Genomic DNA, 13,780 nt, shown 5'->3' on the forward strand with positions numbered 1-13,780 from the left:
TTCGAAAGGTGGGTCAAGAGGATCGATTGTACACCCGCACCGATGCAAGCGGGAGGCATTGGCGTCACGCAAGCGTTTCAGATGATGAAAGGTGTGTCAGGTTTGGCATCAAAGCTGCGGCCACACCGGGCGCATGCCGCGCCGCTGGGCGTCGAGAATGGCGCGGCAGAGCGCGCACAGGCGGTCGTCGCGGTAGATCGACCGCTGCACCCCGGACCAGCGCGGCTGCGCGGGCAGCAAACCGCCGCACAAGGTACGGTCAACCGGCACGCCCAGCTCAAGCTGGCGGGCCGCCAGGTGGACGCGAATTTCCTGGCAGGCAAACAGGTCGAGCTGTTCGTCAGGCTCGATCAGTTGGTAGGCATAAAGGGACCAGGCAGGGCGCGGCATCGGGGGCTCTCGAAACGGGGGGCGCAACCTTAGCCGAAAGCCGGCCCCGTTTAAAGCGTCACAGCAAGGGTTTTATCGCCGGCCAGGCATTTTCCAGCAGGCGCTGCTGGGCACCTTGCGCAGGATGGATGCCATCAGCTTGCATCAGCGCCGGCACACCGCCCACACCCTCCAGGAAAAACGGCACCAACGGCACCTGTTTTTCCGCAGCCAACTGTTCATACACCTGGGCAAACGCCGTGGTGTAACGCGCACCATAGTTGGGCGGCAGGCGCATCCCCAGCAACAGCACCTTGGCACCCGCTTGCCGAGCGCTCTCGATCATCGAAGCAAGATTTTGTTGCAATTGCTGCGGCGGCTGCCCGCGCAGCCCGTCATTGCCGCCCAGCTCCAGCACCACCACCGCCGGCTTGTGCGCTGCAAGCAGCGCCGGCAGCCGCGCCTGGCCTCCTGCACTGGTATCGCCGCTGATCGAAGCATTGACCACCTGATCATCGAAACCTTCGTCCTTGAGCCGGGTCTGCAACAAAGAGACCCACCCCTGGCGGCTATCCAGGCCAAAACCGGCGCTGATACTATCGCCAACCACCAGCACCGTTCCCGCCGTGGCGCTCTGGGCCAGGCAACACAAGGCCAGACCGGCACTCAACCACCACATTCGCATTGGATTCTCCATGGGCCCCAGCATTCTCGTTGCGCAGAACCTTAGCAAAGTGGTCCCCAGCGCGGAAGGCGATCTGACCATCCTTCACGCCCTCTCCCTCGATCTCGCCCAAGGCGACAGCCTGGCCATCGTCGGTGCTTCGGGCTCAGGCAAGTCGACGTTGCTCGGCTTGCTCGCCGGCCTCGACCAGCCCAGCGCCGGCAAGGTCATCCTCGCCGGGCATGACCTGGGCCCACTGGACGAAGACCAGCGCGCCCGCGTGCGCGCCGAGCATGTCGGCTTCGTATTCCAGTCATTCCAGTTGCTAGACAGCCTCAACGCCTTGGAGAACGTCATGCTGCCTCTGGAGCTGGACGGCCGCCGTGATGCCCGCGAACACGCGCGCACCCTGCTCGAACGGGTTGGCCTGGGCAAGCGCCTGAGCCACACCCCGCGCCAGCTGTCCGGTGGCGAGCAACAACGGGTGGCGATTGCCCGCGCCTTCGCGGCACAACCTGCCGTGCTGTTCGCCGACGAGCCCACCGGCAACCTCGACAGCCACACCGGCGAGCGCATCAGCGACCTGCTGTTCGAATTGAACAAGGAGCGCGGCACCACTTTGGTACTGGTCACCCATGACGAACGCCTGGCCAGACGCTGCCGGCGCCTTATCCGCCTGGACGCCGGCCGCCTGGTGGCCCCGGTGGAGGTCTGAGCCCATGACCAGCATGCCCTTCTCCCGACTGTGCGGCCTGGCGTTGCGCCAGTTGCTACGTGACATCCGCGCCAGCGAAGTGCGCGTGCTGTTCTTTGCCCTGCTGGTGGCCGTTGCGGCCAGTACGGCGATTGGTTACTTCGGTGCCCGCCTCAACGGCGCCATGCAATTACGTGCCAGCGAATTCCTCGGTGCCGACCTGGTGCTGCAAGGCAGCGCACCTGCCCGGGACGAACAGATCAGCGCAGGCAAGGCCCTCGGCTTGCGCCACGCCCAAGTGGTCGAATTCACCAGCGTGGTGGGCGGTGACAGCGGCATCCAGCTGTCCAGCGTCAAGGCCGCCGACGGCGCCTACCCCTTGCGCGGGCAAGTCCGCAGTGCCGCCGCCCCCTATGCCCAGGAAACCCCCGGGGGTGGCCCGGCGCCCGGGGAGGCCTGGGTCGAACCAAGGCTGCTGGCCGCGCTGGGGCTAGCGATCGGTGACAGCATCGACGTGGGCATGAAAACCCTGCGCATGAGCCGCGTACTGACCTACGAGCCGGACCGCGCCAACAACTTCTATAGCCTGACCCCGCGGGTAATGATGAACCTGGCGGACCTGGCCGCGACCGGGGTGATCCAGCCGGGCAGCCGGGTGTCCTACCGCGACCTGTGGCGCGGCGACGTCGAAGCGCTGGCCCAGTATCGCCAGGCCGTGGAAAAAAACCTCGCGGCCAACCAGCGCCTGCTCGACACCCGCGATGGCAACCGCCAGATTGGGGGCGCCCTGAGCAAAGCCGAGCGCTACCTGAACATGGCAAGCCTGGTGGCGGTATTGCTGGCCGGCGTCGCCGTGGCCATGTCGGCCAGCCGCTACGCCGCCCGGCGCCTGGATGCCAGTGCGCTGCTTCGCTGCCTGGGCCTTTCCCGTCGGCAGGCCCTGGGCCTGTACTGTGTGCAGCTGGCCATGCTTGGCCTGGTGGCTGCCGTGGCAGGCGCCCTGCTCGGCTGGTTGGCGCAACTGGGCCTGTTCCGGCTGCTGCACGGCCTGCTGCCGAGCGTGGTTCCGCCTGGCGGTGTCGTACCCGCGCTGGCCGGCATCGGCACCGGGCTGGTCGCCCTGGCCGGCTTCGCCCTGCCGCCCATTGCCGCCCTCGGCCAGGTACCCCCTCTGCGCGTGCTGCGCCGTGACCTGCTGCCGGTGCCACCCAGCAGTTGGCTGGTGTATGGCGCCGCCTTGTTGGCCCTGGGCCTGATCATGTGGCGCCTGAGCCTCGACCTGCTGCTGACCTTCGCACTGCTGGGCGGTGGCCTGGTCGCGGCGGTGGTGCTCGGCGGCCTGCTGCTACTGGGCCTGCGCAGCTTGCGCCAACTGTTGGTCGGTGCCCCGCTGGCCTGGCGCCTTGGGCTCGGGCAATTGTTGCGCCATCCGTTGGCTGCCGCTGGCCAGGCCCTGGCTTTTGGCCTGATTCTGCTGGCCATGGCGCTGGTCGCATTGCTGCGTGCCGAGCTGCTCGACACCTGGCAGGCACAATTGCCCAAGGATGCACCCAACCACTTCGCCCTGAACATCCTGCCGGATGATCGTGAGCCCTTCGCTCAACACCTGCAGCAGGTCAATGCGGCCTCGGCACCGCTGTACCCGGTAACGCCCGGCCGCCTGATCCAGATCAACCAGCAACCGGTGCAGCAGATCGTCAGCAAAGACTCCGCCGGCGAGCGCGCCGTGCAACGCGACCTCAGCCTGACCTGGGCCGCCGAACTGCCCAATGGCAATGCACTGACGGCAGGCGAATGGTGGCAGGCACTGCCGTCGGGCGACGAGATACCGGGCGTTTCGGTGGAAGCCGAACTGGCCACGAGCCTGAAGCTGCAACTGGGTGACCTGCTGACCTTCGACATCGGTGGCCAGCAACGCCAGGCCCGGGTCAGCAGCCTGCGCAGTGTGCACTGGGACAGCTTCCAGCCGAACTTCTACATGATCTTCCAGCCTGGCACGCTGCAGGGGTTGCCCACGACTTACCTCACCAGCTTCTATCTGGCCCCAGGCCATGACCTGGATGTGGTCGCGCTGTCACGGGCTTTCCCGGCGGTGACCATCCTGCAGGTTGACGCGTTGCTGGATCAGCTGCGCAGCATCCTTGCTCAGGTCACCCTGGCGGTCGAGTACGTACTGCTGTTCGTCTTGGCGGCAGGCTTGGCGGTGCTGTTCGCCGGCTTGCAGGCAACACTGGACGAACGCATTCGCCAAGGCGCCCTGCTGCGGGCACTGGGCGCGGCACGGCCATTGCTGGTCAAGGCAAGACGTATCGAGTTTGGCCTGCTGGGCGCAGCCAGCGGGTTGCTGGCTGCACTGGGTTGCGAGTTGATCACGCTGGTGCTGTACCGCTATGCCTTCGACCTGCAATGGAACCCGCACCCGTGGCTGCTCGTGTTACCCCTGGCGGGGGCAGTGCTGGTGGGGGGTGCTGGGGTGCTCGGCACGCGGCGGGCGCTCAATGCCAGCCCGTTGACGGTGTTGCGGGAGGGGTGAAAAAACCGCTACAGGAGCGTAATGCTGTTCACTTAAGAATGCTGGGGCCGCTCTGCGGCCCATCGCGGCACAAGGCGGCTCCCACATCGACCGCGTTATACCCCTAGGGCCGTTCCTACACGTAGCTGATGCTGTTGACGTACCAGGCCGCGTCGCCGGTCGGGGTCTGCACCACCACCTCGTCGCCCTCCTCCTTTTTGAGCAAGGCACGGGCCATGGGTGAGTCGATCGAGATGTAGTCGTTACGCCCATAGATCTCGTCATACCCGACAATGCGAAACTTCTTGGTCTCGCCCTCGTCGTTCTCGATCTCGACCCAGGCACCGAAAAACACCTTCCCTTCCTGCTCTGGCGAATACGCCACGACCTTTACATCCTCAAGGCGCTTGCGCAGGTACCGGACCCGGCGGTCGATCTCGCGCAACAGCTTCTTGTTGTATTGGTAATCGGCATTCTCGCTGCGATCACCCAGCGATGCCGCCCAGGTCACCTTCTGGGTGATCTCGGGGCGGTAGACACGCCACAGGTGATCCAGCTCTTTTTTCAGGGCCTCATGGCCTTCGGTGGTGATGATGTTGGTGCTCAACTGCGTTCTCCTCAACGGCGGGTGATCAGGCCTTGACGAGCGATGCGGGTGAGATGGCCAATGACTTCGGCGGCCTCGGCAGAGGCCGGGGCCTGAATGACCGCCAAGTCGAAACGGTCGTTGCCGTACTGCGCGAGATGGCAGCAGGTTTCGGTGAACTGGATTAGAAAGGCACGCGCCTGGCCCTTGCGACGTGAAAGGCCTTCGAGATGACGCAAAAGGGTAGGCTGATGCTGGCCACCGAGCAGGATGCGCGGTGTGCGGGAGGCCTCGTTTGCAGGCAACGGGCTCAAACAGACGCTAGTACGTGGGCTACGTGGGCAACTCATGGTGCTTCTCTCCGCCTCGCGAATCCCGCTGGGCAGCGGTGGGAGGCGTCACCGAACCAGCGCTTTAGCGGTATTTCGGATGACCCGGAGGGGGCCTCTCCTGCGCCCCGCAAGTAGCTGTTTAAATCGGCGCAGGCGGTATGCTAGAGCTACAAGCGCAAAGATTCAAGCCTCAAGCTGCACGATGCAGCTTGAGGCCCGGGGCCTGTCAGCGGGCGATCAGGCGGTCGAGGGAGAAGCGACCTGCACCTTCGATCATCACCGCCAGGGTGCCGGCCAGCAGCGCCAGGGCAAATTCATAACCGTTGTTGGCCATGAACAGGCCGTTGCCGATGTGCACCGAAAAGATCGCCACCACCAGGGTGACCGTCAGCGCCAGGGCCGCTGGGCGTGCCAGCAGGCCGATCACCAGGGCCAGGCCGCCGAAGAACTCGGCGCTGCCAGACAGCAAGGCCATCAGGTAACCCGGTGCCAGCCCGATGCTTTCCATCCACTGGCCGGTGCCCTCCAGGCCATAGCCGCCAAACAGGCCGAACAGCTTCTGCGCGCCATGCGCCATGAAGATGATGCCGACCAGGATACGGATCACGCTGAGGCCAGCGCCTGCACGGGTTGCGATCACTGCGTTGAGGGAGGTGGTGTTCATGATGTGGCGTCCTTGAATCCGGGAAGTTGTGTTGGAATGGCGCCATCATAATCAATTCAATGAATATGAAAATCGCAAAAACCCCAACATAACAATCGACAAAATCGATTTGTCAGCGCTTGGCTACTCGCTCCAGAACAGCACGCTCACGGTTGAACGCCAGGAAGTACTTGTTGACACTGTTGACGAAGTTGACTGGCCCCATGCCCACCTGCTCCATCGCAATGCGCTCGGTCTGGAAGAACCACTGGTTGCCGTTGAGCCCCCGACGGCGGGCTTCGGCACGCATCGCCTGGACCCGTTCAGGCCCCAGGTTATAGGCCGCCAGCACAAACGCCATGCGCTCTCGCTCGTTGATCTGGGCACTGGCAAAGAACTTGCGCCGGATCAGCGCCAGGTAGCGGGCACTGGCTTGGACGTTGCCATCGACCGTGGCGGTATTGCTCACCCCGACCCGTTGCGCGGCCGACGGGGTAATCTGCATCAGGCCATGGGCGCCGCCCGTGCCGCGGGCCGATGGGTTGAGTGTCGATTCCTTGAAGGCGAGCGCGGCCAGGTTGAGCCAGTCGATCTGCTGCGCCTCGCCATGCTTCTGCAGCACCGCACGCACTGCGCTCAGCCGCTGCCGATCCTTGCTCGCCAAGGGGTTGTGTACGCGGTACTGGCGACGGTAGATGCGCTCGAACGCGGCATCCTGGTTATCCGGTGCGCGGTAACCCTGCAGAAAGCGATCGACGCTGGCCAGCAGCTGCGGCGCGTCGCGCCCCACGTACCAACGCATGGCTTGCGGCGCCCCCAGGTGCACACGGCTGTCCAGGCGCAGACGCGGCATCACCCTGGCCCAACGCAGGGCAATCGGGCGCTCGACCACTGTCAGGTGATAGATACCGGCCTGGACCATTTCCAGCACGTCTTCCACCGCCAGGGTCGAGTCGACCCACTCCACCTTGATCGGCGCACGCTTGCGCAAGGCCAATTGCTGGTTCACCTGCTGGATCAAAGGCCCGGCGGCACTGGCACTGGTCAAGGCGACCGTACGCCCCGACAACTGCTCGACATGGCTGAAGCTGCGCTCGCCTTTGCGCCCGACCAGCATCAGCGGCACCTGGTCGAGCACCGGCGCGCTACTGCTGACGCCCCGCACCACCACCGGGTCGAGCAGTTCACCTGGGGCAGCCAAGTCCCCTTCGCCGCGCTGCAGGGCACCCAGCAACTGCTCTTTGGCGCGGGGGATGAGTTTCAACTGAATCTGCTGCCCATCGCCAGCCCGGGCATTCAGGTAATGCTCAAGCGCACGCAAGCGATAGTATTCGATGCCGACCGGCTCGCCCTTGACCTCGCCAGAGCTGTTGCGGCTTTGATTGACCAACACCCGCAGCACCTTGCTGCTACGGATCTGCTGCAGGTCCCGCAGCTTGCTGGGCGGGATATTCTGCTGCGGCCCTGGCAGGCGTGCGTGGGCAGCACCGGCAGTGGTCAGCCCAAGCATCAGCAGGAAGGTCAGCAGGTATCGCAGCATGCGAAAGCGTGTCCGAGGTCGGTGGGCGGCGTTCATGTGGCATCGCCGCTTCGTGATAAATGACGGCAGAAGACCACGGCAACAGCATGAAGTTCTTGGTTTTTTCCGAGAAACGCGGATTTTGCTATGCTGGCCGCCCCGCGGCACGAGATAGCACCATGCAACTGATCGATATCGGCGTCAACCTGACCAACAGCAGTTTCCACGACCAACAGGCGGCCATCGTCGAGCGCGCCATCGAGGCAGGCGTGGCGCAGATGGTCCTGACGGGCACCAGCCTGGCGGTCAGCGAGCAGGCGCTGGAGCTGTGCCAGCAGCTGGATGCAAGCGCTGAACACCTGTTCGCCACCGCTGGCGTGCACCCTCACGATGCCAAATCCTGGGATGCCAACAGCGAGCGTCAGCTGCGCCAATTGCTGAATGAGCAACGGGTACGGGCAGTGGGCGAATGCGGCTTGGACTTCAACCGCGACTTCTCCCCTCGCCCGCTGCAGGAAAAGGCCTTGGAAGCTCAACTGGCGCTGGCTGCCGAACTGGGCTTGCCGGTGTTTCTGCACGAACGTGATGCCAGCGAGCGCTTACTGGCCATCCTCAAGGGCTACCGCGACCACCTGAGCGGTGCCGTGGTGCACTGTTTTACCGGCGAGCGTGAAGCATTGTTCGCCTATCTGGACATGGACCTGCACATCGGCATAACCGGCTGGATCTGCGATGAACGCCGCGGAACGCACCTGCATCCCCTGGTCGGCAACATCCCGGAAGGCCGCCTGATGCTCGAGAGCGATGCGCCCTACCTGCTGCCGCGCAGCCTGAGGCCCAAGCCGAAAAACGGCCGTAACGAACCGGCGTTTCTGCCGGAGGTGCTGAGGGAAGTGGCGTTGCACCGGGGCGAGCCCGTGGAGCACACGGCAGCCCATACGACGGCGGCTGCACGGGCATTCTTTCGGCTAGCCTAAGCTGGCCCCAGCCCTAATGCCAGTCAGTTAGGGCCTAGGGGGCCCCTGCGCGGCCCATCGCAGCGGTTCGGCGCCCCGACAAGCCAGCTCCTACAGATGTAGCGTATTTCTTGAGAATCTCGCTCACCTGTAGGAGCTGGAGCCCCAATTAAGGCGGATGAAGCTTAACTGACTGGCATTAACCCCTGCCCTGTTTTTTCTTGATACATATCAAGAATGCCTCTGTCGGGTGCAGGCACAATGATGGCACCTTGCCAATATTGTTTCCGCTCAACTCAGAGAAGACCTGCCCATGGGTGCCTGGCTTAGCAATGTTTCCCTGAAGTACAAGTTCTGGGCCGTCAACGCGGTGGCCTTTGTCACGACCTTGCTGCTGGTGCTCTACGCCGTGCACCTGGAGCAACGCGCCCGCGCCGACGCGGCCCAGGCGCAAGCTGCGGCACAAGCCCAGCTGTTGTCCGCCTGGCCTGCCGGGCAAGCGCTGCCCCGGCAAGCCAATGTCATCAGCTGGTTGCCGGGCCAGACGCCGAGTTTTGCTGGCGAACCGATCGAAGCCCTGCGCAACGCCCAGGGCTGGGTCGACCTGCCCGCCGCGTGGCTGCTGGGCGACAACCCGCTGCGCGGCGCCCAGGTGCTGCAACACGGCGACCAGCAGGTTGGTGTACTGGCCCAGTCGCCAAGCGTGCGCCAGGTGTTCTTCGAACGTTTCACCAACTACGCCGTGTGCGTACTGATCCTGATGCTGGCCATGCTCGGTGCTTCGCAGTTGCTGATCCGCTTCCTGCTCAGCCAGCTCAACACCCTCAAGGACGTCATGCTGCACGTGGAGAAGACCGGCGACCTGTCGGCGCGGGTGCCGTTGGCATGTGGCGACGAAGTCGGCCAGATGGCCGGGGCCTTCAATGCCATGCAGTCGACCTACCACCGTGTGGTCAGCACCGTGGCCCTCACCGCCGCGCAACTCGACGCCGGTGCAGCGCGCCTGGCGTCTAGCATGAACGACGTGCGCCACGGCATGCTCGGCCAGCAAAGTGAAACCGACCAGGCCGCCACGGCCATCAACGAGATGTCGGCCACGGTGCACCACATTGCCCAGCATGCCGGCGCTACCCGCGACCTGTCGCAGACGGCCGATACGCTCGCCGGCAGCGGCCAGGAAGTGGTCAGCCGCGTACAGGATTCGATTGCCGGGCTGTCCAGCGGCGTGCAGCAGACCGCCGAGATGATCCGCCAACTGGCCGAGGACAGCCAGAAGATCAACGGCGTGGTGGGGGTGATCCACAGCATTGCCGAGCAAACCAACCTGCTGGCACTGAACGCCGCCATCGAAGCAGCACGCGCGGGTGACTTGGGCCGCGGCTTCGCGGTGGTCGCCGATGAAGTACGCAACCTGGCCAAACGCGTGCAGACCTCGACCGACGAGATCACCACCATGGTCTCCGCGCTTCAGTCCGGCACCCGCGATGCAGTGGAGTTCATGCAGGAAAGCTCGTACAAGGCCGACGATTGCGTTAAACAGGCCCAGGCAGCCGGTGAGGCGCTGGCCGAGATTACCGGTGCAGTGGCGCAGATGCGCGAAAGCAATACCCAAATCGCCGTGGCTGCCGAAGAGCAGAGCCAGGTGGCCGAAGAAATGAACCGGGCGGTGGTGAGCATCCGTGATGTCACCGAACACACCGTGCAACAGACCGTCGGCTCGGCCACCACCAGCAACGAATTAGCGACCCTTGCTGGCGAGCTGAACAAGGCCATAGGCCAGCTCAAGCTATAGTCACTTTAGCGTGTCACGATAGCCAGGCTCGATTGGCCCCCTCCCCTGGGCCGCACTAAGCTTTGGGCATGACCGAGAGGAAATGCCCATGAGCAAACGCCTGCCCAATCTGCCCGCCTGGCAATGGCGTGGCTATCACCATAACCATCGCCACCCGACCAACCTGGCGCTGCACCTGATTGCCGTACCTCTGTTCATTCTCGGTGTGCTGCTGGTGCTGTCCGGCCTGTTTGCCCTGGACCTGGGTCAGATTGCCGTTGGCATCATTTCTCTAATCGCTGGCCTGGGCCTGCAACGACACGGGCATCGACTGGAAGCTCAACAACCCGAGCCGTTTGCCAACCGCAAGGACGCCGTACAGCGCCTGCTGACGGAACAGTTCATCACCTTTCCGCGCTTTGTACTGAGCGGTGCCTGGTGGCGGGCCTGGCGCGAACGGCACAAGCATCGCCACTGAAGGCTGAAGAGGACCTCTAGGCGAAAACTGTTACCGTTTGACGGCTTAGCGCCAGTAACTCGCCCTTTTCCGACCAGAGCGCGGCGGCGGCATGCCCATAACCATCACGCGCGTACTCGGTCTCGACGCAATACCGGCACCAGTCCAGCGTCGACAGCTTTGGCGTGGGCTGGATAAATTCGATGGTCCAAGTCAGCGTACTGCCGGCTGCCGGCTGTTTCAGGTGCGGCAACAGGCTCGGTGGCCAAGCATCTACCAAAGCCAGCAGGTGAGACACGTTCAACGCTTCGTCGGCGATGTTGCGCAAGCGTACCCAGCCGCCCATCTGCCGTGAATCGTTGCCACTGAACGGCAGCCCGCCCACCGCCCAGCGAAGGGCCACATGGCGCATGAATTCCGGGGTCACGCCTTTGATGTAAGGCAGTTCTGGGGCGGCTTGCTCCAGCGGCTTCATGGCAAACGCCGGTTGCGCCGGGATGTCGACCACCGAGGGGCGGCCTGCACCGAAGTTGCCCTGTACCAGCGTCACCACCTGCCCTTCCTGCACCGCTCGGCCAAGCAAGGTACTGACAGCCTTGCCTTCACGCAGCACGTCGACTTCGAAACGAATCGGTACATCCGCCGCCGCAGGCGCCACGAAGCTGATGGCCAAGGAGCGTACAGGGCGGTCATCGGTCAATTTCAGGCGCATTGCTTCATAGACCATGGCAGCCATCAACCCGCCGAAGGCCGCGCGGCCCTGGGCCCATGTCGGGGGGACGGTTACCGATTCAGCATTCGCTCGCACGGCGTCGAGCAGTTCAGTGAAGTTCATCGCACGTAGGCTCCTGCAGCGTATCGATCCGTGGGCACGTACTGCACGCGCCCTGCATCGAAACATACTAACCAGCCCGCCTACACCGATCAGGCCCTAAATCGGTCATATGCCGGGCTATCGCTGCTTCAACGCCACCTGCAAAGCCTCCAGCGTGAGGTCGGATTGACGCTCCGCCTCATGCAGCTCTTGCTCCCAGTCGATCTTGCACGGCGCCAGGTCGGCGTGCTCGCGCGCTTGCAGCAACCATTGCAGGCGGTCATGCCAAGTGCCCAGGTCGCCCTGAGCCTTTTTCAGCAGGCGTTGCAGTTTTTTTCCGGCATGCTCAAGCTGCGGATACGCCTCATCACCGTAGCGTGCACGCTTGATCAACAGCCGCAGCCGATGCCGATCGTGGGCCGGGTCTGCCAGCGCCTTACGCAGCTTGCGCCATTGCTGAACCAGGCGTTTGTCGACGCGTTTTTCCAGCGCATCCGCCAGGCCCTCGCGATCCGCCGCACGCAGGAACAACGGAAACGCATCCACGATCGCCAGCAGACGGGTCAGTTGCGGGCTACCGGCGACACTGGCAAAGGCCTTGCCCCGCCCTGCCAGCCGCCGCTGCCCGGCCTCGACCAAGCCCCGCTCGACCAACTCGGCCGCCAGCACCTCCCGGTCACGCAACGGCGTCGTCAATGTGCCCAGGGACTTGGCAGCGCCCTCCAGCTGTTCGACACCCGGCAACCCCCGCAGCGGCCGCAGCAGGCTGCGCAAGCGCCGTACAGCGATGCGCAGGTCGTGCAGTGCCTCGCTGTCGGTATCCGCGGCAAGCCGCTCGCGGCAGGCCAGCAGGCGCACTTGCAAGGCCAGGATTTGTGACACGACATGATCGAGCATGGCAGACATGGGACGCTCCTCGGTCAGCGGCCAGCGCGCGACTCACGAATGTAGAAACGCGCCTTCTCGGCCTTCTTGGTACACCCTTCAAAACCTTCGAACTGCTGCTGGGTCTTGGCCCCCGTCAGCAGCGACAACGCCTTCGAATAACTGACAGTACCGGCAAACCCTTCGGCCTTGGCCAGGTCGAGCTCCTTCCAGGCGGCATCCAGCTGGGTCGCGCAGCTGTCACGGTAGGCCGTCTTGCCCGCACAGCCAGCAAGGGCCAGGGCAATCAGTGGAAGGCAGATCCAGGCTTTCATCGGTAATTCCTCAAAGTCAAAAGAGTGGCTGTTCGACGCATGGGCAAGCAAAAAGTGCCCGCGTGTGGGCTTTGCTTAGCGTAGATCAGCGCGGTCTACATTGAAGCACAGGCAGCAATGGGTGCATTGTTAAACCATGGTTGCACAGGCTGAGGGATAATCATGAGTAAACGCGTGGCGCTGGTGTTGGGGTCGGGGGGTGCACGAGGGTATGCACATATCGGGGTGATCGAAGAAATAGAGCGGCGTGGCTACGACATTGCCTGCATTGCCGGCTGCTCCATGGGGGCAGTGATTGGCGGCATCTACGCCGCCGGCAAACTCGACGAGTATCGCAACTGGATCGAAAGCCTCGACTATCTGGATGTACTGCGCCTGGTCGACGTCAGCTTTCGCCTCGGTGCGATCCGCGGTGACAAGGTTTTCGGACAGATCCGCAAAATCGTCGGCGACATCAACATCGAACAGTTGCGCATTCCCTACACCGCCGTAGCCACCGACCTCACCCACCAGCAGGAAATCTGGTTTCAGGAAGGTTGCCTGCACCAGGCCATGCGCGCTTCGGCGGCGATCCCTAGCCTGTTCACCCCAGTGATGCAGGGCAACCGCATGCTGGTCGATGGCGGCATTCTCAACCCGCTGCCGATCGTGCCGGTGGTGTCCAGCCACTGCGACCTCATCATCGCGGTCAACCTCAACGCCACCAACCAGAAGCAGTACCAGTTGCCGGTGATCGAACGCCCGGCAGCCTTCAAGATGCGCTTCGATTCGCTACTTAGCTCACTGGGTTCGCGCCTTCCGTTCCGGCGCAAGCCGGCGGAAGAACTGATACGTATCGAACAGGAAATCGTTGCCGAAGGCCTGGCCCCACCCAGCCCATGGCTGGCGGATGTCGCCGACCCGGAAGGCCAGCAGCCCGCAGCCGCGCCCGAGCGCGAAGGCGCACCCAAGTCGGCCACCGGCTCGTTCATCATCGACAACGTGGGGCCGGCTTCGCTGCTGGACCTGATCAACCAGAGCTTCGAGGTGATGCAGACGTCGTTGGCGCAGTACAAGATCGCCGGTTACCCGCCAGATGTGTTGATCAACGTACCGAAGCGGGTGTGCCGGTTCTTCGAGTTCTACAAGGCCCCCGAGCTGATCGCCCTGGGGCGGGAGATTGCGCGGGACACGCTGGACAACTACGAAGGGGTGAAGCGCTAGGAGACCGCTCGTACAAAAGGCCAGAAACAAGACAGGCCGCATTATGCGGCCTGTCTTGTCA

General features: G+C 63.7%; 15 protein-coding genes. 6 read left to right on the forward strand and 9 right to left on the reverse strand.

Annotated features, from left to right (window positions below):
* Window positions 1-108: 108 nt before the first annotated feature.
* Window positions 109-390 (reverse strand): hypothetical protein, encoded by a 282-nt coding sequence (locus AB7M33_RS27845; protein WP_099453482.1) that lies wholly within the window; start codon window positions 388-390, stop codon window positions 109-111.
* A gap of 58 nt (window positions 391-448) precedes the next feature.
* Window positions 449-1,054: an arylesterase gene (locus AB7M33_RS27850; protein WP_454244162.1), complete on the reverse strand. Its 606-nt coding sequence runs from the start codon at window positions 1,052-1,054 to the stop codon at window positions 449-451.
* A 10-nt stretch (window positions 1,055-1,064) separates the two neighbouring features.
* Between AB7M33_RS27850 and AB7M33_RS27855 the strand changes: the two genes are divergently transcribed.
* Entirely contained in the window at window positions 1,065-1,748 is a 684-nt protein-coding gene (locus AB7M33_RS27855) for an ABC transporter ATP-binding protein (protein ID WP_027593935.1), read from the forward strand.
* 4 nt (window positions 1,749-1,752) lie between these two features.
* Window positions 1,753-4,260: an ABC transporter permease gene (locus AB7M33_RS27860; RefSeq protein WP_099429930.1), complete on the forward strand. Its 2,508-nt coding sequence runs from the start codon at window positions 1,753-1,755 to the stop codon at window positions 4,258-4,260.
* A gap of 115 nt (window positions 4,261-4,375) precedes the next feature.
* Here the strand turns inward: AB7M33_RS27860 and greB are convergent, their stop codons facing one another.
* The 4 genes from greB to AB7M33_RS27880 form a co-directional block, all read right to left on the reverse strand.
* Entirely contained in the window at window positions 4,376-4,846 is a 471-nt protein-coding gene (greB, locus tag AB7M33_RS27865; RefSeq protein WP_099429931.1) for a transcription elongation factor GreB, read from the reverse strand.
* A gap of 11 nt (window positions 4,847-4,857) precedes the next feature.
* Window positions 4,858-5,175 carry a hypothetical protein gene (locus AB7M33_RS27870; protein ID WP_027593938.1) on the reverse strand — a complete coding sequence of 106 codons (318 nt, stop codon included), beginning with the start codon at window positions 5,173-5,175 and terminating at the stop codon, window positions 4,858-4,860.
* Between the two features lie 208 nt (window positions 5,176-5,383).
* A complete protein-coding gene (locus tag AB7M33_RS27875; RefSeq protein ID WP_085273231.1) occupies window positions 5,384-5,821 on the reverse strand; it encodes a DoxX family protein in 438 nt (145 codons plus the stop codon).
* Between the two features lie 112 nt (window positions 5,822-5,933).
* On the reverse strand, window positions 5,934-7,340 hold the full coding sequence (locus AB7M33_RS27880; RefSeq protein WP_027593940.1) for an MltF family protein: 1,407 nt from the start codon (window positions 7,338-7,340) through the stop codon (window positions 5,934-5,936).
* A gap of 158 nt (window positions 7,341-7,498) precedes the next feature.
* On the opposite strand from AB7M33_RS27880, the gene AB7M33_RS27885 reads away from it, so the two are divergent.
* The 3 genes from AB7M33_RS27885 to AB7M33_RS27895 all read left to right on the forward strand — a co-directional run bounded on the left by AB7M33_RS27885 (window position 7,499) and on the right by AB7M33_RS27895 (window position 10,524).
* Entirely contained in the window at window positions 7,499-8,296 is a 798-nt protein-coding gene (locus tag AB7M33_RS27885; protein ID WP_274887040.1) for a TatD family hydrolase, read from the forward strand.
* Window positions 8,297-8,588: 292 nt separating this feature from the next.
* Window positions 8,589-10,067, forward strand: coding sequence for a methyl-accepting chemotaxis protein (locus AB7M33_RS27890; protein ID WP_454244163.1), 1,479 nt, complete (start codon window positions 8,589-8,591; stop codon window positions 10,065-10,067).
* An 88-nt stretch (window positions 10,068-10,155) separates the two neighbouring features.
* On the forward strand, window positions 10,156-10,524 hold the full coding sequence (locus AB7M33_RS27895; RefSeq protein WP_099453475.1) for an Mpo1-like protein: 369 nt from the start codon (window positions 10,156-10,158) through the stop codon (window positions 10,522-10,524).
* Between the two features lie 16 nt (window positions 10,525-10,540).
* Here the strand turns inward: AB7M33_RS27895 and AB7M33_RS27900 are convergent, their stop codons facing one another.
* The 3 genes from AB7M33_RS27900 to AB7M33_RS27910 form a co-directional block, all read right to left on the reverse strand.
* Complete coding sequence (locus AB7M33_RS27900; RefSeq protein ID WP_454244164.1) at window positions 10,541-11,338, reverse strand: acyl-CoA thioesterase; 798 nt, start codon at window positions 11,336-11,338, stop codon at window positions 10,541-10,543.
* Between the two features lie 117 nt (window positions 11,339-11,455).
* The gene (locus AB7M33_RS27905) at window positions 11,456-12,223 is read right to left on the reverse strand and encodes a CHAD domain-containing protein (RefSeq protein WP_454244165.1); all 768 of its coding nucleotides are present in this window, start codon (window positions 12,221-12,223) and stop codon (window positions 11,456-11,458) included.
* A 14-nt stretch (window positions 12,224-12,237) separates the two neighbouring features.
* Complete coding sequence (locus AB7M33_RS27910) at window positions 12,238-12,516, reverse strand: hypothetical protein (protein ID WP_027593946.1); 279 nt, start codon at window positions 12,514-12,516, stop codon at window positions 12,238-12,240.
* A 162-nt stretch (window positions 12,517-12,678) separates the two neighbouring features.
* Between AB7M33_RS27910 and AB7M33_RS27915 the strand changes: the two genes are divergently transcribed.
* Window positions 12,679-13,719, forward strand: coding sequence for a patatin-like phospholipase family protein (locus AB7M33_RS27915; RefSeq protein ID WP_027593947.1), 1,041 nt, complete (start codon window positions 12,679-12,681; stop codon window positions 13,717-13,719).
* The last annotated feature ends 61 nt before the right edge of the window (window positions 13,720-13,780 follow it).

It is taken from the genome of Pseudomonas sp. Y3 TE3536, from assembly GCF_053629175.1.